This is a genomic window from Pseudomonas quasicaspiana (genome assembly GCF_021147825.1).
Lineage (GTDB): Bacteria > Pseudomonadota > Gammaproteobacteria > Pseudomonadales > Pseudomonadaceae > Aquipseudomonas > Aquipseudomonas quasicaspiana.
This window is the reverse complement of sequence record NZ_JAGTPI010000001.1, coordinates 116,809-137,700: the sequence shown is the minus strand read 5'-3', so window position 1 is coordinate 137,700 and position 20,892 is coordinate 116,809. Positions and strand designations below refer to the sequence as shown.

The window sequence follows — 20,892 nt, the reverse complement described above, 5'->3', positions numbered from 1 at the left end:
CAGCGCGGTGTCAGGGACATCAGGGCATAAAGTGTCTTCTGGATTAATCATTTAACAGCCCCGAACGACAGGCCGCGAACCAGTTGCTTCTGGCTGATCCAGCCGAAGATCAGGATCGGCGCGCAGGCCAGGGTCGAGACAGCGGAGAGCTTGGCCCAGAACAACCCTTCGGGGCTGGAGTAGGAGGCGATCAGCGCAGTCAGTGGCGCAGCGTTGGACGAGGTGAGGTTCAGCGACCAGAATGCTTCGTTCCAGCACAGGATCAGCGACAACAGCGCAGTGGATGCCAGGCCGCCTTTGCAGATCGGGATCAGCACCTTGAAGATTTCCTGGCGAGTGCTGGCACCGTCCAGTCGCGATGCCTCGAGGATTTCACCGGGGATGTCCTTGAAGTAGGTGTAAATCATCCAGACCACGATGGGCAGGTTGATCAGCGTGTAGATCACAATCAGCGCAATGCGGCTGTCCAGCAGGCCGAAGGTCTTGGCCAGCAGGTAGATCGGCATCAGCACGCCCACCGGGGGCAGCATCTTCGTCGACAGCATCCACAACAGCGTGCTCTTGGTCCGTTTGGTTTCGAAAAAAGCCATGGAGTAGGCCGCAGGTACCGCGATCAGCATGCACAGAATCGTTGCGCTGAACGAGATGACCACCGAGTTCCAGGCGAAGTGGAAGTAGTCACTGCGCTCCTGGATGTGCAGGTAGTTTTCCAGGGTCGGCGTAAAGATAAATTGCGGCGGCGTGGCGAACGCGTCGATTTCGGTCTTGAAGCTGGTCAGGACCATCCAGAAAATCGGGAAGAAGATCAGCGCGGCGATCACCCAGCACAGCGTGCCGAGCAGCACGCTCTGCAGGCGTCGGGATTGTTTGAGCGTCATCATGATTCGGCCCTCAGGACTTGTCGGTGAGGTTTTTGCCGATCATCCGGATCAGGATGATTGCAGCAATGTTGGCAATGACCACGGCAATCAAACCGCCAGCGGACGCCATGCCCACGTCGAATTGCAGCAAGGCTTGGTTGTAGATCAGGTACGCCAGGTTGGTCGATGCGAAACCCGGACCGCCATTGGTGGTGGTGAAGATTTCCGCGAATACCGAGAGCAGGAAGATGGTTTCGATCATCACCACCACGGCGATCGGCCGGGCCAGATGCGGCAGCGTCAAATGCCAGAAAATAGCGATAGGCCCGGCACCATCAAGCCGTGCGGCTTCTTTCTGCTCCTGATCCAGCGATTGCATGGCGGTCATCAGGATCAGGATGGCGAACGGCAACCACTGCCACGAGACAATAATGATGATCGACAGCAGTGGATAATTGGCCAGCCAGTCAATCGGCTGGGCACCAAACAGCTTCCAGACCCAGGCGAGGATGCCGGACACCGGATGGAAAATCAGATTCTTCCAGATCAGCGCGCCTACGGTGGGCATGATGAAGAACGGCGAAATCAACAATACCCGCACAATGCCGCGCCCGAGAAACTCGCTGGCTTCCAGCAGGGCAGAAATCAGCACCCCCAACACCACGCTGATCAAAAGCACACTGCCGACCAGCAACAGCGTATTGGTCGCGCCAGGAAGAAATCCGCTGTCGGTGACGAAGTATTCGAAGTTTTCGAGACCGACGAATTCGTTCTCGCCGGGGTTGAGCAGGTTGTAACGAATCAGCGAGAAGTAGATGGTCATGCCTAGCGGGACGATCATCCACACCAGCAACAGCAGGACCGATGGGCTGACCAGAAACCAGCCGGGTTTGGTCACGCTGCCTTTAACTGACGGGTTATCGTCAGGCGTGAGGGCCTGAGGCTTGATAGTTGAGGTTGTCATGATGGCGATCCTGGGTGCAAAAGGAGAGCAGGGTGTCGGGGGCGCATGCGCCCCGACTAATAGTCAGCTGCGACTATTTCTTTGGATAACCTGCTCGCTTCATGTCTCGCTCGGTGGAGCTTTGCGCGTTTTTCAAGGCGGCGTCAGGCGTTGCCGTACCTACCAGAGCCGCGGAGAACTGCTGACCGACTGAAGTGCCGATGGCCTGGAACTCAGGAATGGTCACCAGTTGAATGCCTACATAAGGCACCGGTTTGAGAGTAGGCGATTTTGGCGTTACAGCCTTCAGTGATTCCAGGGTGATATTGGCGAACGGCGCGGCTTTCTTGTAGGCATCGGTGTAGGTCGAGGCGCGAGTCCCTGGCGGTAGGTTGGACACGCCGTCTTTCTCGGCCACCAAAGCTGCGTACTCTTTTGAGGTCGCCCATTCGGTAAAGGCTTTGGCGTCGGTCTGGTTTTTTGCGCTGGTCGGGATCGCCAGTGCCCATGAATACAGCCATGCCGAACCTTTGTCGGTGACTTCATGAGGGGCGTAAGTGAAGCCTACGCTGTCAGCGACCTTGCTCTGGCTCTTGTCGGTGACAAAGGAACCGGCAACGCTGGCGTCGACCCAGATGGCGCATTTGCCGCTGTTGAACAGGGCGAGGTTTTCGTTGAAGCCGTTGCTCGAGGCGCCTGGTGGGCCAGATTTCTTCATGGTGTCGACGTAGAAAGTTAGCGCGTTTTTCCATTCCGGTTGATCAAACTGCGGTTTCCATTGCTCATCGAACCAGCGCCCGCCAAACGAGTTGGCGACGGTGGTGATCAGCGCCATGTTCTCGCCCCAGCCGGCCTTGCCTCGCAGGCAGATACCGTACTGTTCTTTGGACTTGTCGGTGAGTTTGTCAGCGAATTCGGCGATCTGCGTCCAGGTAGGACGTTCAGGCATGGTCAGACCCGCAGCCTTGAACAGGTCGGTGCGGTAGTAGGTGATCGAGCTTTCGGCATAGAAGGGCAGTGCAAACAGTTTGCCGTCCACCGACAGGCCGTCGCGTACTGACGGGAAAACGTCGTCCAGCGCGTAGCTGGCGGGCAGGTCCTTCATCTCCTGCAGCCAGCCTTTGGCGCCCCATAGCGACGCCTCGTACATGCCGATGGTCAGCACGTCGAACTGTCCGCCTTTGGTGGCGATGTCTGTGGTCAGGCGCTGGCGCAAGACGTTCTCTTCGAGGACGACCCACTTGAGTTTGATGTCGGGATGCTTTTCTTCGAAGGTTTTCGACAGGCGCTGCATGCGGATCATGTCGCTGTTGTTGACCGTGGCGATTGTGACTTCGCCCGCAGAGGCGGTGGCGCAGAGTGCCAGACAGGTACCGGCAAGCAGAACTTTTGCAGAGGTCTTCATTTATCACTCCTCTTCCGCGCCCATAGAGCTGCAGAAGGTCGGTTATTGTTTTTGTGTCTTCCGGAGGTGTGGAAGATGTGGATTGATTACAGCGGGCGCAGGCGCAGATGACAAATCCTGCATGACACTTGGACTGATACTTTTTTGTACTGCGTTGGCGCCTGAAAAATCCACGCTAGACTGCCGCAGCCTTCTCGCGACCGTCTGCGACGCAGTTTCAGCGTAGACGTTGATTGAGCGCGCGCGGTGAATCAGTACAGGTTTTGTTCGGTGAGGCGCTGAACGGCCAGACGTCGATAATGCGACGGGGTCATGCCCTTGAGCTGCTGAAAGCGCCGATTGAAATTTGAAATATTGTTGAAGCCTGATTCGAAACACACGTCCGTCACAGGCTTGTCGCCGTCGGCCAGTAGCTCACAGGATTTACTGATACGTAGACGATTGACGAATTCGACGTAGCAGCGGCCGGTGGCTTGCTTGAAGACCCTGGAGAAGTAAGTAGGCTTCATGCCGAGATAATCGGCCACTTCTTCCAGCGGCAGTTCCCGCGCGTAGTTGGCGAAGATGTAATCGACGGCCTTGTTGGTGCGATCGACACTGTGCTCATCGGCTATCGGTGCCGAGTTGCTGCCGGACAGCAACTGGTAGTCATCGCTGCTCGCCAGCAATTCAAGCAGGATGAGAAAGTGACCCAGGCGGGTGATGCCTTTGGAGTCGGCGATCTTCTGCATCAGTTTCGTGGCCTGGCGAATAGTCCGCTTGCAGCGGAACTCGATGCCGTACTGCGCACGTTCCAGCAAGGGCGCCAGGGTCTTCAGTTCGGCGAATATCTGGCTGCCGCTTTCGAATAACTCGTCAGTGAAATTCACCAGCATGTCGCGCTTGGTGACGACCTCGTCATCTTCGATCTGGCTGATCCAGTTATGAGGCAGATTGGGCCCGGTGAGGAACAGGGACTCGGGATAGAAGTTACCGATGTAGTCGCCGACAAAGACCTTGCCGGAACTGGCCACGATCAGGTGCAGTTCATATTCCTTGTGAAAGTGCCAACGCACCAAAGGGCAGGGGAAGCCGTGTTCGCGATAGATGATCGACAAGCCGTTATGGTCGTCCATCAGTTCATATGAGGGGTCTGTGACTCTTGTTGTTTTTGTCATCATGTGGCCGATATCCAGAATGCCAGGCTGCTAATGTGCACTATCTGAGTGTGCGATAGCATCCAGAGTTTCCTGTGGCAACTGGCGCGCTCGCTTCAGGATGCAACCTGTGTGGAAGATTCTATGATCGCGTATGACCTGTGGGAGCAGGGCTTGCCCGCGATGCATGAGACGCAGCCACAAGACACACCGCGTTATCGTTTATCGCCATATTTCCGCCCAGACCAGGCATCTCTTCCATAGGGCTTTGAGTTTGATCCACTACCTGCGCCATTCAGTTCCGTCTGGAGTGAACTCATGAAAACCATCCTCCTGATCGGCATCGGTTCCGGCAATCCGGAGCAGATCACCATTCAGGCCATCAATGCGCTGAATCGCGCCAAGGTGTTCTTCGTTCTTGATAAAGGCTACGCAAACGATGATTTGCTGCGTCTTAGGAAGGACATCTGTGAGCGTTACATCACCTGTGATGACTATCGCTTGCTGCAGGTCAGCGACCCCTCCCGGGAGGATGATCCACATTCCTACCAGCAAGGCGTTGCACGCTGGCATGAGCAGCGGGCGGCGTTGTTTCAGCGCCTGATCATTGATGAAGTAGAAACGGGGCAAACGGCGGCTTTCCTGGTCTGGGGTGAGCCGACGCTGTACGACAGCACCTTAAGAGTCTTCGAGTTGATTCTTGATAACTCGCCTCAACTCTTTGATTATCAAGTTATTCCTGGCATAAGTAGTGTGCAGGCATTGGCGGCGCAGCATCGTATTCCGTTGAATCGTATTGGCGAACCTATCCATATCACCACCGGGCGCAGGCTGGCGCTTGAGCACAATGCAGCACCTGAGAACACCGTCGTAATGCTTGATGCACACTGCACGTTTGAGCGGTTTCTTAACCAGGGCCTGCATATTTACTGGGGAGCTTATCTTGGGACGCCAGATGAAATCCTGATTGCAGGGCCGCTGGATGAGGTGTGTGAGCAGATCAAGAACGCGAGAGCGAAGGCGCGGCAGGAGAAGGGCTGGATCATGGATACGTATCTGTTGAGAAATGAGATGTAGATTCTAGGTATGAGCTACAAATCATTGTTTATATTGACTAATATGCAAATAAGTTAATGAAATAGAGTTTGTTGCAGGAGCTGATCTCTGTGGGCGCCGGGCTTGCCCGCGATCACAGGGTATGCCGAAAAATATCTTTGGCCGACACATCGCATTCGCGAATAAATTCGCTCCCACATGGGGCTGAGGTGCGCCTCAAGGATTCACCGGATTGCGACTCTTTGCCTGGGGTCGCGGAATGCCGAGTTGAAATGGGGTATCACCGTGGGAGCGAATTCATTCGCGATGGGCCGTGCCTGAGAGATATTATCTGGCTGACACATCGCATTCGCGAATGAATACGCTCCCACTTGGATCTGAGGTGCGCCTCAAGGATTAACCGGATTACGATTCTTCGCCCAGGTTCGCGGAATGCCGAGTTGAAATGGGGTATCACCGTGGGAGCGAATTCATTCGCGATGGGCCGTGCCTGAGAGATATTATCTGGCTGACACACCGCATTCGCGAATAAATTCGCTCCGACATGGGGCTGAGGTGCGCCTCAAGGCTTCACCGGATTGCGATTCTTCGCCTCAATCCACTGCGCCATGTACTGAGTGCTCTTGTGATGGTGGTGTCGCAGCATTGCGCCGGTGAAGTTTGCAGTTCGGTGGGCTTGCAGGTTCTGACGCAGGTACTCGATACGGGTAATCAGGCTTGTGCAATGCTTCTGGTGCCTGTAGCGCGCGTCAAGCAGCTCCCAGCCAGCGCTCTGCGCTTCATGCCAACGCTCTTCATCCTGATAAAGGCGCACTGCTGCATCTGCGATTTCGGCGGCGCTGCTTGCAATGCTGCCGGGCCAGGGCAGGTTGCCGCTCATGGCTTCAGCACCCATAGGCGTGGTGACGGTCGGTGTGCCGCACAACATGGCATCGACAATCTTGCCTTTGACCCCCGCGCCAAAGCGTAACGGCGCCAGGCAAATACGCGCCTCGGACATCACCTTCAAAGCATCTTCCGCCCAATTCATTACATGGAAGCCCTGCGCCGCGTTGTGCAGCGCAGTGGCTTTGGGTGGCGTGTAGGAGCCGTAGATATGCAGCTGAGCCTTGGGCAGTTGCTGACGTATCAGCGGCCAGATGGCGTTCTTCATCCAGAGCACCGCATCCCAGTTAGGGGCGTGTCGGAAGTTGCCGATACTCAGGAAATGAGCTCGCTCGGCGAACGGTCGCGCTGTCGCAGGGACATCGCTGACCATCAGCGGACACCAGTGCAAGATCCCCTCCGGCACCCGGAATTCACGGGCAAGCAACTGCATTTCCACGTCGGACGTCATCAGGCTGAGGTCGGAGCGGTACAGGGCGGCGATCTCACGCTGGGCCAGATCGCCGGTTGCCATCGAAGAAAAAATGTCGCGCTCTGACTCTTCAAAAAAACTATTTAAATCATCAGCTTGATCTGCATTGCTCAAGTAGGTTTTGAGCTGCATGTGGCGCGCGTGACGCAAGCTTTGCAGGTCTGAGGTCTCCAGCAGTCGCAGGGCATTGGGGCAATGTTTCTCTACCCGCCAGCCAAATTGCTCCTCGATCATGAACTGATCGAAGAGAACGATATCCGGCTGCAATTCACTGATGAACACATCGAAGCTGCTGTTGTTCAGCTCAATGTCGACCTCACGAATCCCCAGCTCAGCCAGGTTTGCCTTGTGCTCGCCCTCAGTGGCCGGGCTGGCAAAGGTGATTTGCCAGCCTTGTTCCAGAAAGCACTGGATCAGTTGCATGACATGACCGCTGGCTGCCGAGGAGCGAGGCTCGGGCCACACATAGCCAATGATCAATACATGGGTTGTCGCGTCCGAAACGGAGCTGTCCGGTAATGGCTGCGAATCGTGCTTATCCAAGAATGCTTTTTACCTTGTCACGCAATTGATCAATCGAGAACGGTTTGCCGATGTTGTGCATGCCTGCCGGGACATCAATGCTTTCGGCATAACCACTGGCGAAAAGAACGGGCAGGGATGGGCGAAGCTTGCACGCAATCGCAGCCAGCTCTTTGCCATCCATGCCTGGAAGGCCAAGGTCGGTCATCATCAAATCAATGACCTTGGATTCGTCTTCAAGCACTTTTTGAGCCTCTTCACCGTCCTCAGCTTCGAGCACTGTGTATTCCAGCTCTTCCAGCACGTCGACGATCAGCATGCGGACAATGGCGTCGTCTTCGACCACTAGAATGGTGCTGGCAGGAACGGACATAGGTGATTTCCTTAAAATCTGCAGGGTCGGCGTAATGCGACCGGTACGGGTAAGCAAAATAACGCTGGAGGTGCCAGCTAGCAACATTTGCACTCGTTTGAGTGAGTGGTAAGGCGAGCTGTACCACTGATGAAACGAATAATGCGTTCTTAGGCAGCTAAATGTCAGAAAATTCAGATATCTGTGTGAGAAATGAGAGTCTTTTTCTTAATATTACGGCAAACTTCATGGTTTGATGATCACCAAGGATGAATCATGATCCGTCCGTCTACTGTCGATGAGCAACGTTTTCGTAAATTGCTTGGCCGCAACGTCACTTTACCCCTGAGTGTGGGTGTTATCAGCGCGGTCTTTTTCATCGGTCTGATCAGCTATCTGCTGTCAGTCATCCAGTGGGTCGAGCACACCGACCGAGTGATCAACAATACCAACCGCGCGTTGAAGCTTTCCATCGATATGGAAACCGGTATGCGTGGTTATTTGCTGGCGGGTGACGAGCGTTATCTCGACCCGTATGAGTTGGCAAAACCGGCGCTCGCTGCAGAGCTGAAGGGGCTTGAGGTATTGGTTGCCGATAACCCGCCTCAGGTTGACCGGCTCAAGCGTATCCAGGCATTGCAGGAAGACTGGGGTCAGTACGCTGAGGAGATGATTAATCAGCGGCGGATAAAAGGCGAGTTCGTGGCCCCGCTGCGGACTGGGCGAGGCAAGCGCCTGACGGACGAGATTCGCAGCCAGTACGAAGAAGTTGTCGCTGTAGAGCAGCAATTGCGTCTCGCGCGCAATGCCGACGTCACACGTACAACCGTCCTGTCAGTCAGCCTTTACCTTGTTTTTGTCCTGTGCGTCAGCGGATTCCTTGCGTACATCGGTCGTCGGGATCTGCTGGCCTTGTCCAGTACTTATGGCGACAACCTCAAGCTTCAGGAAGAAAACGCCGAGCGCCTGAAAAAAGTCGCCTGGCTGCGCAATGGGCAGAGTGAGCTGGCTGAACAGGTATTGGGTCAATTAACGCTGAACACCCTGGGGTCCAACGTCCTGCAATTCTTCGCTCAGTATCTGGGCAGTGTGGTTGCAGCGGTGTACGTGCGTCAGGAGCACGGCGGCCTCAGGCGCGTCGCGTCCTATGGTTTCTCCCGTGAGCAGGAACAGCACGAGCAGTCCCTCTACAGTGGCGAAGGCGTGATCGGCCAGGCTGCGCAGCAAGACAAAATCATCCGTCTTGATGATGTACCGAGTAATTATTTCAAGGTGTCTTCCGGGCTGGGCGAGGGCGACCCACGCAGCATTCTCGTGGTGCCAACCAGTAACGACGACCAGGTCAACGGTGTCATCGAGCTGGGTTTCCTGCGTCCTCTGACCGATAGCGATGTCGAGTTCATGGAGCTGATTGCCGAGAACGTGGGCACCTCCATCGAAGCGGCGCGTTATCGTCAGCGTTTGCAGGAAGTATTGGCTGAAACCCAACAGCTCAACGAAGAGCTGCAGGTCCAGCAGGAAGAGCTGCGCACCGCCAACGAGGAGCTGGAGGAGCAGTCGAGGATTCTCAAGGAGTCTCAGGCGCATCTGGAAACCCAGCAAGCCGAACTTGAGCAGACCAACGAGCAACTGGCTGATCAGGCTCAGGTCCTTTCCGAGCAGCGTGATGCGCTTGATCGGAAGAATGAAGAGCTGAACATTGCTCAGGTCGAGCTTGAAAATCGTGCTGACGAGCTGCAACGCTCCAGCAAGTACAAATCCGAATTCCTTGCCAACATGTCCCACGAGCTGCGCACGCCGCTCAACAGTTCGTTGATTCTGGCCAAGCTGCTGGCTGAAAACCCGACGGACAATCTCACCGCCGAACAGGTCAAGTTTGCCGAATCGATCTATTCAGCCGGTAATGATCTGCTCAACCTGATCAACGATATTCTGGATATTTCCAAGGTCGAAGCCGGCAAGCTGGACATGCGCCCGGAAAACAGCAGCGTGTCTCGTCTGGTAGAAGGGCTGCGCAATATGTTCCAGCCATTGGCCCTCGACAAGAAGCTGGATTTCCATGTGGAGCTTCAGGCCGGTGCACCGACCATGCTCTACACCGATCGCCAGCGACTGGAACAGATCCTGAAAAACCTGCTGTCGAACGCTATCAAGTTCACTGAGACCGGCACTGTCAGCATGATCGTCTCGCGTCAACCGGGCGCAGGGATTGTCTTTACTGTGCGTGATTCCGGGATCGGCATTGCCGCGGAGCAGCAGGAAAGTATCTTCGAAGCTTTCCGTCAGGCTGATGGCACCACCAACCGTCGTTATGGCGGCACCGGTCTGGGGTTGTCCATTTCCCGGGATCTGGCGCGCCTGCTCGGTGGTTCGATCAGCGTGACCAGCGAGCCGGGGCAGGGCAGTATCTTCACCCTGGTTCTTCCTGAACAGTATGTCGAGTCGGTGCAGCTGGAATATGGCGAAGTCCCTGCGCCAACCCCAGCGCCGGTTATGTCTGCTATGCCTGTGCATGCATCGGCATCTTTGCCGCCGGCTGCCGCAGCGGTTCCCGCGACACCCGCTAAAGCGCCTGTGCCGAGCTTCGCCGATGACCGGGAAAGGCTGCCGTCGAGCAAGCGCTGCATTCTTGTGATTGAAGACGAAGTGGCTTTCGCCAAAATCCTTTTCGACCTGGCTCACGAGCTGGGTTACCACTGCCTTGTTGCCCATGCCGCCGATGACGGTTTCAACCTGGCGGCTCAGTTCACCCCGGACGCAATCCTGCTGGACATGCGCCTGCCGGATCATTCCGGGCTGACGGTTTTGCAGCGCCTGAAAGAGCTGGCGCCAACGCGACACATCCCGGTTCACGTGATTTCCGTTGAAGATCGTCAGGAAGCGGCCATGCACATGGGCGCTGTGGGCTATGCGGTGAAGCCGACCACCCGTGAAGAGCTCAAGGATGTCTTCGCCAAGCTCGAATCCAAGCTGACCCAAAAGGTCAAACGTATCCTGCTGGTGGAAGATGACGCCCTGCAACGCGACAGCATTGCGCGGTTGATCGGGGACGACGACATTGAAATCACCGCAGTAGGTTTCGCCCAGGATGCGCTGGACCTGCTGCGCGACAATATCTATGACTGCATGATCATCGACTTGAAGTTGCCAGACATGCTGGGCAATGAGTTGCTCAAGCGTATGTCCACCGATGAAATCTGCTCGTTCCCGCCCGTCATCGTCTATACCGGTCGCAACCTGACCCGCGATGAAGAAGCCGAGCTGATGAAATATTCACGCTCGATCATCATCAAGGGCGCGCGCTCACCCGAACGCTTGCTCGATGAAGTCACGCTGTTCCTGCACAAGGTTGAGTCGCAGCTCTCCAACGAGCGCCAGAAGATGCTCAAGACCGCGCGCAGTCGCGACAAGGTCTTTGAAGGGCGCAGGATTCTGGTCGTCGACGATGACGTACGTAATATCTTTGCCCTGACCAGCGCGCTGGAGCACAAGGGCGCGGTGGTCGAAGTTGCGCGTAACGGCTTCGAGGCCATCAGCAAGCTGAACGAAATCGAAGATATCGATCTGGTGTTGATGGACGTGATGATGCCGGAGATGGATGGCTATGAAGCGACCATCGAGATTCGCAAGGATCCACGCTGGCGCAAGCTGCCGATCATCGCCGTGACTGCCAAAGCCATGAAGGATGACCAGGAGCGTTGTCTGCAGGCTGGCTCAAATGACTATCTGGCCAAACCTATTGACCTGGACCGACTGTTCTCGCTGATACGTGTCTGGCTGCCCAAAATGGAACGTATTTGAGTTGGATGAGCCCAAGCTGAGCATCCAGCCCGCACCTAAAGGTTCCGCCATGTCTCAAGACAGAAACACGGACATCGAAATACGTCTGTTGATTGAGGCTATTTATCTCAAGTACAGCTACGACTTTCGTGACTACTCCGGCGCATCGGTGAAGCGCCGCATCAGTCACGCGCTGCGCCAGTTTGACTGCACGACTATTTCTGCATTGCAGGAACGGGTGATTCACGACCCTCAGGCCTTCATGCAATTGCTGCAATTTCTGACGATCCCGGTCAGCGAGATGTTTCGCGATCCGTCGCATTTTCTGGCGATTCGTCAGGAGGTAGTTCCGCTGTTGCGCACCTATCCGTCAATCAAGGTATGGATTGCCGGATGCAGCACGGGCGAAGAGGTTTACTCGATGGCCATTCTGCTGCGCGAAGAGGGCCTGCTGGACCGGACGATCATTTACGCCACTGATATCAACCCGAGCTCGCTGGACAAGGCGAGGCAGGGGATTTTCTCTATGGAAAATGTCCGTGCTTATACCGATAACTACCAGAAGGCTGGCGGTCAGTGCGCGTTTTCCGATTACTACACCAGCGCCTACGATTACGCGATATTCGACAAAACCCTGCGTGAAAACGTGACGTTCGCTGACCACAGTCTGGCAACTGACAGCGTGTTCTCCGAAACACAGTTGGTTTCATGCCGAAATGTACTGATTTACTTCAACAAGAAATTGCAGGATCGCGCGTTCGGGCTCTTCCATGAGTCGCTCTGTCACCGGGGGTTTCTGGTACTGGGCAGCAAGGAAACGCTGGATTTTTCCGGCTACAGCAGCCATTTCGAGCCTTTGGTCAAACCGGAACGGATCTACCGCAAGACATGAAAAGATCATTCTCTGGCAATGACGTAATTGACTCACCACTGCCGGTCGTAGACGCCATTGTGGTAGGTGCGTCCGCCGGCGGAGTCGATGCGCTGCTGAAGATATTTGCATCGCTGAGGGTCGGTTATCGGTTGCCTATCCTGACTGTGCTGCATGTACCTGAAAAGCGCATTAGTCAGTTGGCTCAGGTTTTTCAGGCGCGGGTACCGCTCAAGGTAAAAGAAGCGGACGATAAGGAAGATATTGCTCCTGGTACGCTTTATTTCGCGCCGCCGGGTTATCACTTGTCGGTGGAAAATGATTTGAGCCTGTCGCTGAGTCAGGAGGATCGGGTATTTCATTCCCGGCCAAGTATCGACATTCTTTTTCAGTCAGCCGCGGATGCCTACGGGCCGCGTCTGGCGGGTTTCCTGTTGACAGGCGCCAATAACGACGGCGCCTATGGTCTGTCGTGTATCAAGCTTTCCGGCGGCATGACGGTGGTTCAGGATCCGGACGAGGCTCAGGCGCGCACCATGCCTGATGCCGCCCTGGCGCTTCATAAGCCTGATTACCTCCTGCCTTTAAACGATATAGGCCAACTGTTGGTCGAGCTGGAACGAATTGCATGCTGAGTGACATTCAAGCCAAGTTGCTGATCGTTGATGATCTGCCGGAAAACCTGTTGGCGCTCGAAGCGCTGATCAAGCGCGAAGATCGTGAGGTCTATAAAGCCTTGTCGGCCGATGAGGCCTTGTCGTTGCTGCTTGAGCACGAATTTGCCATGGCCATCCTCGATGTTCAGATGCCGGGCATGAACGGCTTTGAGCTCGCGGAAATGATGCGCGGCACGGATCGCACCAAAAATATTCCGATTGTGTTTGTCAGTGCCGCAGGGCGCGAGCTCAACTACGCCTTCAAGGGTTACGAAAGCGGCGCTGTGGATTTTCTGCACAAGCCTCTGGACATTCATGCGGTCAAAAGCAAGGTCAATGTATTCGTCGACCTGTATCGCCAACGCAAGGCGATGAAACTGCAGGTCGAAGCGCTGGAGCAGAGTCGTCGAGAGCAGGAGCAGTTGCTGGCAAAGCTGCAGGTGACTCAGAACGAACTGGAGCACGCCGTGCGGATGCGCGACGACTTCATGTCAATCGTCTCCCATGAAGTGCGCACGCCGCTGAACGGACTGATTCTGGAAACCCAGCTGCGCAAGCTGCACCTGGCCAAAGACAACGCCGCAGCGTTCACCATGGAAAAGCTGCGGGCCATGGTTGATCGTGACGAGCGCCAGATTCAGAGCCTGATCCGCCTTATCGAAGACATGCTTGATGTCTCACGTATTCGCACTGGCAAGCTGTCGATCCGCACCAGCGCCTTCGATCTTGCCGAACTGGTCAGTAACCTGCTCGAAAGCTTCTCCGCGCAGATTGCAGCGGCCGAATCCAGTGTGACGTTCAAGGCTGAAGAGCCAGTCATCGGTGTGTGGGACGAGTTCCGCATCGAGCAAGTGATTGCCAACCTGCTGACTAACGCCCTGCGCTATGGCGCCCGCAAGCCCATCAAGGTCCGCGTTTACGCTGAGGACGGTGAGGCGCGGGTTGAGGTCCATGATCAGGGCATTGGTATCAGCGCCGAAAACCAGCAGCGGATTTTTCAGCAATTCGAACGGGTTGCTGCCAACCATGCGGTGCATGGACTGGGCCTCGGTTTGTTTATCTCTGACCAGATTGTGTCTGCTCATGGTGGGCGCATTGTTGTGGAAAGCGCAGAAGGCGAAGGCTCTATGTTCAGGGTCTGCCTGCCGGTTTAGCAGCGCAAGAAATCAACGTCAGATTTATCCGATATTTACGCAACCTACGGCCATCATCATGGTCGTAATGGCAGCTATTTAACCGAAGGCAGTTCCATGAGCTCTGATGCAGAAAATGTCGTCCTCATCGTCGAAGACGAGCCGCTGATCCTGATGTTGCTTGCCGACTATCTGTCGGGCGAGGGCTATCGAGTGTTGCAGGCGGAGAACGGTGAGCAGGCGTTCGAAATTCTTGCCACCAAGCCCCATCTGGATCTGATGATCACTGATTACCGCCTGCCTGGGGGGATATCAGGGGTGATGATCGCAGAGCCTGCCGTGAAACTTCGGCCGGAACTGAAGGTTATCTTCATCAGCGGTTATCCGGCAGAAATCGTCGAGTCCGGCAGCCCCATTGCGAAAAAGGCGCCGATTCTGGCCAAGCCATTCAATATGGAGACCCTGCATTCCCAGATCGAAAAGCTTCTGGCCTGAATCGATCATCTCCTTGCGCCATCACCTATCGGGTTGATGGCGCCGCAACAGTCATTCACTCCTCGATCATCTCCCGAACCTTGGACGTCAGGTTGTCAAAGGCGAACGGCTTGGTGATCATCTGCATGCCATCATCGAGAAAGCCCGCTCTGACGGCCGCGTGCTCGGCATAACCGGTGATAAATAGCACTTTGAGATTCGGACGCAACTGACGGCCTATTTCGGCCAGTTGCCGACCGTTCATGCCCGGCAGACCGACATCGCTGATCAGCAGGTCAATACGCTGGCCGGACTCCAGGATAGGCACGGCTTCAGGTCCGGAACCCGCCTCCACGTAGGCATAACCCAATTCGCCCAGAACTTCGCTGACCAATACCCGGACGGCGGCATCATCCTCAACGATAAGCACCGTTTCGCCTTCTTTGGCAAAGCTCTCCGGACTGTGGATGATCTGCTCGTCTTGAGTCTGCTGGCCTTTGAAGCGTGGCAGGTATAGCTGAACCGTGGTGCCTTTGCCTACTTCGCTTTTGATTGCGACATGGCCGTGGGACTGCTTGCTGAAGCCATAGATCATCGAAAGACCGAGCCCGGTGCCCTGACCAATGGGTTTGGTCGTGAAGAACGGGTCGAAGGCGCGGCTGATTACGCTGTCCGGCATGCCGTAACCGGTGTCACTGACGCTGAGCACCACGTAATCGCCAGGCAGCAGGTTCTCGTGGGCATTGGTGAAGGATCTGTCCAGACTCTCGTTGGACGACTCAACGATCAACAGACCGCCATCAGGCATGGCGTCCCGGGCGTTGAGCACCAGGTTGAGCAGGGCGCTTTCCAGTTGGTTGGGGTCGGCTTCCGCAGTCCACAGCTGCTCGTGCAGGTGAAGCTCCAGACGAATGCTCTCGTTGAGGCTTCGGTTGAGCAGCTCTCCCATGGAGCTGATCAACTGATTCATCTCGACCGGTTTGGAGTCCAGTGACTGGCGGCGGGAGAAGGCAAGTAATCGATGGGTCAGGGCGGCGGCACGGTTGGCGGACGTAACGCCCAGGTCAATCAGGCTGTTCAGGTCTTCGGTATTCCCGCGAGCCAGACGCCTTCGCAGTAACTCCAGGCTGCCGATAATGCCGGTCAGCATGTTATTGAAGTCGTGGGCAATGCCCCCGGTCAATTGGCCAACCGCTTCCATTTTCTGCGACTGGCGCAACACTTCTTCGTTGTGCTTGAGCTGGGAGGTACGTTCTTCGACCTGCTGCTCAAGGGTTTCGTTGAGTTGTCGCAGTTGCGCTTCAGCCTGCTTGCGCTCGGTGATGTCAGACGTCACCCCTGCCAAAGAGCTGACCCGGCCATTCTTGGCGCGAATGGCACGCGCCCGGACATCAACCCAATTCAATGAGCCATCAGGCCATACGTTGCGATATTCGATGATGAAATCGTCGCCGCTGTCCAGGCTGCGCTGCAGCGCCGATTGCATGCGAGGCTGGTCTTCGGCGAAGACCGCGTCGAGCCAGTCTTCATAGTCAAAGCGCTCGCTCTCGCTGCGCCCGTAATGAGAGCGGGATATATCCGAGCAGTCGAGGGTCAGGAACTCGGCTTCAAGTTGCCATGAGCCCAGACGTCCGGCTTTGAGTGCGTTCTGTAAACGTTGCTCGCCTTCCGCCAGGTCTTCCATGCGCGCTCTGGCTTCGTATTGTCGCCGACGTCCGCGGATTGCGGTGGTGACCAGACTGACCAGTGTGGAGGGATGGAAAGGGCGCTCAAGGAAGGTCACGTTACCCAGCATGGTGCCCAGGTAGGCCGAAGGGCTCTTTTCCGGGCCGCCGTGATGGGTAAGGAGCACCACAGGGAGGTCCGACCAGGGCGGCTGGCGCTCCAGGGTCTGCACCAGAATGCCGATGTCTTTGCCGCGCAGGGCCTCGTCGGCGATGATCGCCATACCCGCGCCGAGGCTCAGCTCAGCGCTCAGGTCGGCAAGGGTATGGGCGACGAGGGCGGGGAAACCCGCCTCTTGCAGAATCATTAAAGCGATCTGGCTGTCCCGGCCCCGTGGGGCCAGGATAATTGCCCTTTCCGATAGCAGTCCGAGGGTGCTCACTCCTCGTCATCCTGCATCAAGGGACTGTTTGATCCGGCGTATTGAGGAATGCCGCTGAGCACACCCTGAAACGCTGAGAGCGGTTTGCCTATCCTCAGGCCTTGATGACTGATGCGATACTCCCTGATGGTAGATTCGTGAGTGCCAGTACGCTTCTTGATGACTGAGATTGCGCGGCGCACTTCACCCTGGGCTTCGAAGTAGCGTAACAACATGACCGTATCGGCCAGATAAGTGATGTCAACCGGAGCACGCATGTCACCCACAAGGCCATGTTGCGCAACGGTCATGAATGTCGAGGCGCCTTGGCGATTGAGATAGAGCAACAGTTCGTGCATATGCAGAATCAGTGCATTCTCTTCCGGCATGGCCGCCGTATAGCCGTTGATACTGTCGATGACCACGGTTTTGATCTGCTTTTCGTCGACGCTGGCACGTACCCGGTGAGCGAACTCGCCCGGCGACAGTTCAGCGGCGTCGACCTGTTCAATCAGCAGGTTGCCGCTCTTTTCCAGCGCTTCCAGATCGACGCCGACCTTACGCATGCGGGTGAACAGCAGGCCGAGCTCTTCGTCGAAAATGAACAGCGCGACACGTTCGCCGCGGGCCACAGCTGCAGCCGCGAATACCAGAGAGATCAGCGATTTACCAGTACCCGCTGGTCCCAGAATCAAGGTGCTGGAGCCCCCGTCGATGCCGCCGCCCAACAATGCATCTAGCTCAGGCACGCCGCTGGACAGTATTCCGCGTTCGAATCGGGTGCGGTGTTCTGCAGCCACAAGCCGAGGAAAAACGTGGATGCCGTCACCCTTGATGGTGAAGTCGTGGAAGCCACCGCGGTATTTCTGCCCGCGATATTTGACCACTCGCAGGCGACGGCGCTCGGCGCCGTAATTCGGGTTCAGTTCTTCCAGGCGAATCACGCCATGGGCGACGCTGTGCACCGTCTTGTCCAGTGCTTCGGTGGTCAGGTCATCCAGCAGCAGCACCGTCGCGTCATAGCGGGTGAAGTAATGCTTGATGGACAGAATCTGCCGTCGGTACCGCAGGGAGCTTTGCGCCAGCAAGCGGATTTCCGAAAGGCTGTCGATGACGACCCGGGTAGGTCTCACGCGTTCGACCACTTCAAAAATCTGACGCGTTGCCTCGCCCAGTTCAAGGTCCGATGAATACAACAAACTTTGATGATTGTCTGCATCGAGCAGACTTTCAGGTGGCGTGAGCTCGTAGATAACGATGTTCTCGTCCAGAGTCCAGCCATGGGAAGCTGCGCCATCGCGCAGTTCGATGTCGGTTTCTGACAGGGTGATATACAGGCAACGTTCGCCTTCAAGGGCACCTGCACGAAGAAATTGCAGAGCTACAGTCGTCTTGCCTGTGCCGGGTTCGCCTTCGAGTAGAAACACATGCCGCCGGGAAAGACCACCCGCCAGAATGTCATCGAGGCCCACAATACCGGTTGCTGCTTTTGATGTAGTCAAGAATCGCCCTCTTGCGACCTTAGGGGTGTGGCATAGCCTTGAAATCGGCCGCTGCGCTGTCAATGCCTATGACGCAGCTCACTATCACTTACCTATTAACGGACCGCTGAGTGTCGGGAGCGTTCAGACTTTCGCACCGTGCAGCCCGCTTTCAGCGGGGTTTCGGGACGGATATCCAGCGTATGGCACAACTGCCGCCTTATCGCGTAACGGCCAGTGTTGATATAGTCTTTGGCTGAATCGAGTCGTGGCTAGAACAAGAAAAATCAAGAGAGGAACCTCCGTGTCTGACTACCAATCCTTTGTCGTAAAGCTTAGTGATCACATCGCCCACGTGCAGATCAATCGACCGGAAAAGGTCAACGCCATGGACGCTGCATTCTGGTCTGAAATCATTGAGATTTTCCAGTGGATTGATGAGAACGATGAAGTTCGCGTCGTGGTGCTGAGCGGGGCGGGCAAGCACTTTTCTTCTGGCATCGATCTGACACTGCTGGCTTCGGTCGCCAACGAGCTGGGTAAGGACGCCGGGCGTAATGCCCGGACGTTGCGACGCAAGATTCGGCAGTTGCAAGCCCCGTTCACTGCGGTCGACCAGTGTCGCAAGCCGGTACTTGCAGCCATTCAGGGTTATTGCCTCGGTGGTGCCATTGACCTCGTGTCGGCGTGCGACATGCGCTATTGCGCCGAGGACGCGAAGTTTGCGATTCGTGAGATCGATATGGGCATGGCGGCTGACGTCGGCACATTGCAACGCCTGCCACGCATCATCGGGGACGGTATCATGCGCGAACTGGCTTACACTGGGCGGACTGTAGAAGCCGCGGAAGCCCGCGAGATTGGCCTGGTCAACCGCGTTTTCGCCGACAGCGCCAGGCTGCTCGAAGGTGTTCTGGGCATCGCTGCGCAAATCGCCTCCAAGTCGCCAATCGCCATTGCTGGAACCAAGGAAATGATCAGCTACATGCGTGATCACCGTGTCGATGACGGGCTTGAGCACGTTGCCATCTGGAACGCAGCCATGCTGCAATCGGCGGACTTGAATACGGCCATGGTTGCGCAGATGAGCAAGCAGAAGCCTGTCTTCGACAACTAGAGCAAAAAAAAGCGCGAGAATCAGATCAACTCATCAGGGAGTTCTTATGTCAGTCCCCAGTCGCTGGACCACCGCTGTACTGGATGTTCAGACTCCGGGCGGTTGGGCTGTTGTGCACAGCGAGCAAGGTTTCCTGCTGGATGGTAACGGGGCAATGTTTCCTCGTGAGTGGCTCAAGCAACAGGCGCTGCCCCTCATCAGTGAGCACGGTATTGGCCATTTTGATGGCGAGCCGGTGTATCTATACGTTCTGAAAGACCCCGTTGAAGTCGAAGGCTGCACTTGGCAAGGGTTGCGTCAGTTCATGTTGTCCGGTGATTACGACGTCTTCCAGCAGCTGGGTTACGCCGCCCAGATCAGCACCTGGGCACGGGAGCATCGATTCTGTGGCAGTTGCGGACGTCCCACCGTGCAGGTGGCGGGGGAGCGTGCCATGTATTGCGAGCATGACAACCTGCGTTTCTATCCGCGCATCTCGCCGAGCATGATCGTGCTGATTACCCGGGGCGATGAAGTGCTGTTGGCGCGGTCGCCACGCTTCGTGACCGGGGTTTACAGCACCTTGGCCGGGTTTGTTGAGCCGGGTGAATCCGCCGAAGACTGCGTGCGCCGGGAAGTCATGGAAGAGGTGCAGGTCAAGGTGAAAAACATTCGCTACGTGGGCAGTCAGTGCTGGCCGTTCCCGCATTCCATGATGCTGGGCTTCCATGCCGAATTCGACAGTGGCGAAATTGTGCCCCAGCCGGACGAAATCGAAGACGCACGCTGGTTCAATATCAATGACCTACCGCCATTGCCTGCCAGCCGCTCCATCGCCCGGCATCTGATCGAACTGTATCTGGCGCAGCGCTCAGGCGCCCCCGAACCAGTGCTGCCAGGCTAGGCGGGCGGTCAGGCAAAGCACGACCGTGATGAACACCGGGCGAATGAATTTCGCCCCGCCTTTGATGGCGCTACGGGCGCCAAGCGCTGCCCCCAGCATCACTGCGATACCCATGCTCAAGCCGATCAGCCAGTCCACCTGACCGGAAAAGATAAACACCGACAGCGCGGCCGCGTTACTGACGAAATTCATACTGCGTGCCACGCCACTGGCCTTGACCAGATCAAGCGGGTAGATCAGCAGTGAGCTGACCGTCCAGAAGGCACCCGTTCCCGGACCAGCAACACCGTCGTAAAAACCCAGCCCCAGGCCTTGAGGCAACTGCCATTTTTTCTTGATGGGCGCATCGCTGTTCAACGGCGCCTTGGGCGTGCCACCGAACAGCAGGTAGAGCCCGCAACCGAAAACAATCACCGGCAGCATCTGGTTGATCCATTCGCCGGGCAGGTACTGAGCGATCGCTGCACCGATCAGTGCGCCGACAGCGGTCCCGATCAGGGCACGGGTCCATTGCCGAGGATGAAACAGCTTGCGCCGGTAGAAGGTGAAACTCGCAGTCGCCGAGCCGAAGGTCGAACTGAGTTTATTAGTGCCCAGCACCAGATGCGGGGGCAGGCCCGCTGTCATCAGCGCCGGGGTGGTCAGCAAGCCGCCGCCTCCGGCAATGGCATCAATGAAACCGGCAACAAAGGCAACGACAACCAGCACCGCGAGGGTGCCCGGTTCGACACTCAGTTCAAAAGGCATGGGAAGGGCTTACTTGGCAGTCGGGCAGAAAAG

General features: G+C 56.3%; 17 protein-coding genes. 8 read left to right on the top strand and 9 right to left on the bottom strand.

From position 1 onward, the window contains the following. Positions 1 to 47: 47 nt before the first annotated feature. The 4 genes from KDX30_RS00600 to KDX30_RS00585 form a co-directional block, all read right to left on the bottom strand. Positions 48 to 881, bottom strand: coding sequence for a carbohydrate ABC transporter permease (locus KDX30_RS00600; protein WP_027899094.1), 834 nt, complete (start codon positions 879 to 881; stop codon positions 48 to 50). A 10-nt stretch (positions 882 to 891) separates the two neighbouring features. Next, positions 892 to 1,824, bottom strand: coding sequence for a carbohydrate ABC transporter permease (locus tag KDX30_RS00595; protein ID WP_231665907.1), 933 nt, complete (start codon positions 1,822 to 1,824; stop codon positions 892 to 894). A gap of 73 nt (positions 1,825 to 1,897) precedes the next feature. Further along, complete coding sequence (locus tag KDX30_RS00590; RefSeq protein WP_231674655.1) at positions 1,898 to 3,208, bottom strand: ABC transporter substrate-binding protein; 1,311 nt, start codon at positions 3,206 to 3,208, stop codon at positions 1,898 to 1,900. 251 nt (positions 3,209 to 3,459) lie between these two features. Next, on the bottom strand, positions 3,460 to 4,365 hold the full coding sequence (locus KDX30_RS00585; protein ID WP_231674823.1) for an AraC family transcriptional regulator: 906 nt from the start codon (positions 4,363 to 4,365) through the stop codon (positions 3,460 to 3,462). A 297-nt stretch (positions 4,366 to 4,662) separates the two neighbouring features. On the opposite strand from KDX30_RS00585, the gene cobF reads away from it, so the two are divergent. Continuing rightward, a complete protein-coding gene (cobF, locus tag KDX30_RS00580; protein ID WP_231674654.1) occupies positions 4,663 to 5,421 on the top strand; it encodes a precorrin-6A synthase (deacetylating) in 759 nt (252 codons plus the stop codon). 541 nt (positions 5,422 to 5,962) lie between these two features. Here cobF and KDX30_RS00575 read toward each other — a convergent pair. Next, positions 5,963 to 7,300 carry a glycosyltransferase gene (locus tag KDX30_RS00575; protein ID WP_406643654.1) on the bottom strand — a complete coding sequence of 446 codons (1,338 nt, stop codon included), beginning with the start codon at positions 7,298 to 7,300 and terminating at the stop codon, positions 5,963 to 5,965. Beyond that, positions 7,293 to 7,652, bottom strand: a complete 360-nt coding sequence (locus tag KDX30_RS00570) for a response regulator (protein ID WP_027899100.1) — start codon at positions 7,650 to 7,652, stop codon at positions 7,293 to 7,295. The genes KDX30_RS00575 and KDX30_RS00570 overlap by 8 nt, the downstream gene beginning before the upstream one ends. Before the next feature lie 255 nt (positions 7,653 to 7,907). On the opposite strand from KDX30_RS00570, the gene KDX30_RS00565 reads away from it, so the two are divergent. From KDX30_RS00565 to KDX30_RS00545, 5 genes are all read left to right on the top strand, one after another. Beyond that, the gene (locus tag KDX30_RS00565) at positions 7,908 to 11,432 is read left to right on the top strand and encodes a response regulator (protein ID WP_231674653.1); all 3,525 of its coding nucleotides are present in this window, start codon (positions 7,908 to 7,910) and stop codon (positions 11,430 to 11,432) included. 49 nt (positions 11,433 to 11,481) lie between these two features. Next, positions 11,482 to 12,303, top strand: a complete 822-nt coding sequence (locus KDX30_RS00560; RefSeq protein ID WP_122394746.1) for a CheR family methyltransferase — start codon at positions 11,482 to 11,484, stop codon at positions 12,301 to 12,303. Then, positions 12,300 to 12,917 (top strand): chemotaxis protein CheB, encoded by a 618-nt coding sequence (locus tag KDX30_RS00555; protein ID WP_122703680.1) that lies wholly within the window; start codon positions 12,300 to 12,302, stop codon positions 12,915 to 12,917. The genes KDX30_RS00560 and KDX30_RS00555 overlap by 4 nt, the downstream gene beginning before the upstream one ends. Beyond that, a complete protein-coding gene (locus KDX30_RS00550; protein WP_027899104.1) occupies positions 12,911 to 14,092 on the top strand; it encodes a hybrid sensor histidine kinase/response regulator in 1,182 nt (393 codons plus the stop codon). The genes KDX30_RS00555 and KDX30_RS00550 overlap by 7 nt, the downstream gene beginning before the upstream one ends. 96 nt (positions 14,093 to 14,188) lie before the next feature. Then, the gene (locus tag KDX30_RS00545; RefSeq protein WP_027899105.1) at positions 14,189 to 14,566 is read left to right on the top strand and encodes a response regulator; all 378 of its coding nucleotides are present in this window, start codon (positions 14,189 to 14,191) and stop codon (positions 14,564 to 14,566) included. A gap of 55 nt (positions 14,567 to 14,621) precedes the next feature. On the opposite strand, the gene KDX30_RS00540 is transcribed toward KDX30_RS00545, so the two are convergent. Next, the gene (locus KDX30_RS00540) at positions 14,622 to 16,652 is read right to left on the bottom strand and encodes a response regulator (RefSeq protein WP_231674652.1); all 2,031 of its coding nucleotides are present in this window, start codon (positions 16,650 to 16,652) and stop codon (positions 14,622 to 14,624) included. Then, positions 16,649 to 18,133, bottom strand: a complete 1,485-nt coding sequence (locus tag KDX30_RS00535) for an ATPase domain-containing protein (RefSeq protein ID WP_231674651.1) — start codon at positions 18,131 to 18,133, stop codon at positions 16,649 to 16,651. Before KDX30_RS00535 ends, KDX30_RS00540 begins: the two co-directional genes overlap by 4 nt. A 283-nt stretch (positions 18,134 to 18,416) precedes the next feature. Here KDX30_RS00535 and KDX30_RS00530 point away from each other — a divergent pair, with 283 nt between their 5' ends. Together KDX30_RS00530 and nudC are read left to right on the top strand one after the other, a co-directional pair. Continuing rightward, positions 18,417 to 19,229, top strand: coding sequence for a crotonase/enoyl-CoA hydratase family protein (locus KDX30_RS00530; RefSeq protein WP_231674650.1), 813 nt, complete (start codon positions 18,417 to 18,419; stop codon positions 19,227 to 19,229). A 46-nt stretch (positions 19,230 to 19,275) separates the two neighbouring features. Next, positions 19,276 to 20,112 carry an NAD(+) diphosphatase gene (gene nudC, locus KDX30_RS00525; protein WP_231674649.1) on the top strand — a complete coding sequence of 279 codons (837 nt, stop codon included), beginning with the start codon at positions 19,276 to 19,278 and terminating at the stop codon, positions 20,110 to 20,112. Here nudC and KDX30_RS00520 read toward each other — a convergent pair. Then, entirely contained in the window at positions 20,080 to 20,859 is a 780-nt protein-coding gene (locus KDX30_RS00520) for a TSUP family transporter (protein ID WP_027899110.1), read from the bottom strand. The genes nudC and KDX30_RS00520 overlap by 33 nt on opposite strands. Between the last annotated feature and the right edge of the window lie 33 nt (positions 20,860 to 20,892).

What these genes read in the sequence shown, in the direction of transcription:
- KDX30_RS00555 (WP_122703680.1), top strand. Translation starts at nt 12,300, where the DNA reads ATGAAAAGATCATTCTCTGGCAATGACGTAATTGACTCACCACTGCCG.
- cobF (WP_231674654.1), top strand. Translation starts at nt 4,663, where the DNA reads ATGAAAACCATCCTCCTGATCGGCATCGGTTCCGGCAATCCGGAGCAG.
- KDX30_RS00595 (WP_231665907.1), bottom strand. Translation starts at nt 1,824, where the DNA reads ATGACAACCTCAACTATCAAGCCTCAGGCCCTCACGCCTGACGATAAC.
- KDX30_RS00590 (WP_231674655.1), bottom strand. Translation starts at nt 3,208, where the DNA reads ATGAAGACCTCTGCAAAAGTTCTGCTTGCCGGTACCTGTCTGGCACTC.
- nudC (WP_231674649.1), top strand. Translation starts at nt 19,276, where the DNA reads ATGTCAGTCCCCAGTCGCTGGACCACCGCTGTACTGGATGTTCAGACT.
- KDX30_RS00570 (WP_027899100.1), bottom strand. Translation starts at nt 7,652, where the DNA reads ATGTCCGTTCCTGCCAGCACCATTCTAGTGGTCGAAGACGACGCCATT.
- KDX30_RS00585 (WP_231674823.1), bottom strand. Translation starts at nt 4,365, where the DNA reads ATGACAAAAACAACAAGAGTCACAGACCCCTCATATGAACTGATGGAC.
- KDX30_RS00600 (WP_027899094.1), bottom strand. Translation starts at nt 881, where the DNA reads ATGATGACGCTCAAACAATCCCGACGCCTGCAGAGCGTGCTGCTCGGC.
- KDX30_RS00545 (WP_027899105.1), top strand. Translation starts at nt 14,189, where the DNA reads ATGAGCTCTGATGCAGAAAATGTCGTCCTCATCGTCGAAGACGAGCCG.
- KDX30_RS00550 (WP_027899104.1), top strand. Translation starts at nt 12,911, where the DNA reads ATGCTGAGTGACATTCAAGCCAAGTTGCTGATCGTTGATGATCTGCCG.
- KDX30_RS00520 (WP_027899110.1), bottom strand. Translation starts at nt 20,859, where the DNA reads ATGCCTTTTGAACTGAGTGTCGAACCGGGCACCCTCGCGGTGCTGGTT.
- KDX30_RS00560 (WP_122394746.1), top strand. Translation starts at nt 11,482, where the DNA reads ATGTCTCAAGACAGAAACACGGACATCGAAATACGTCTGTTGATTGAG.
- KDX30_RS00565 (WP_231674653.1), top strand. Translation starts at nt 7,908, where the DNA reads ATGATCCGTCCGTCTACTGTCGATGAGCAACGTTTTCGTAAATTGCTT.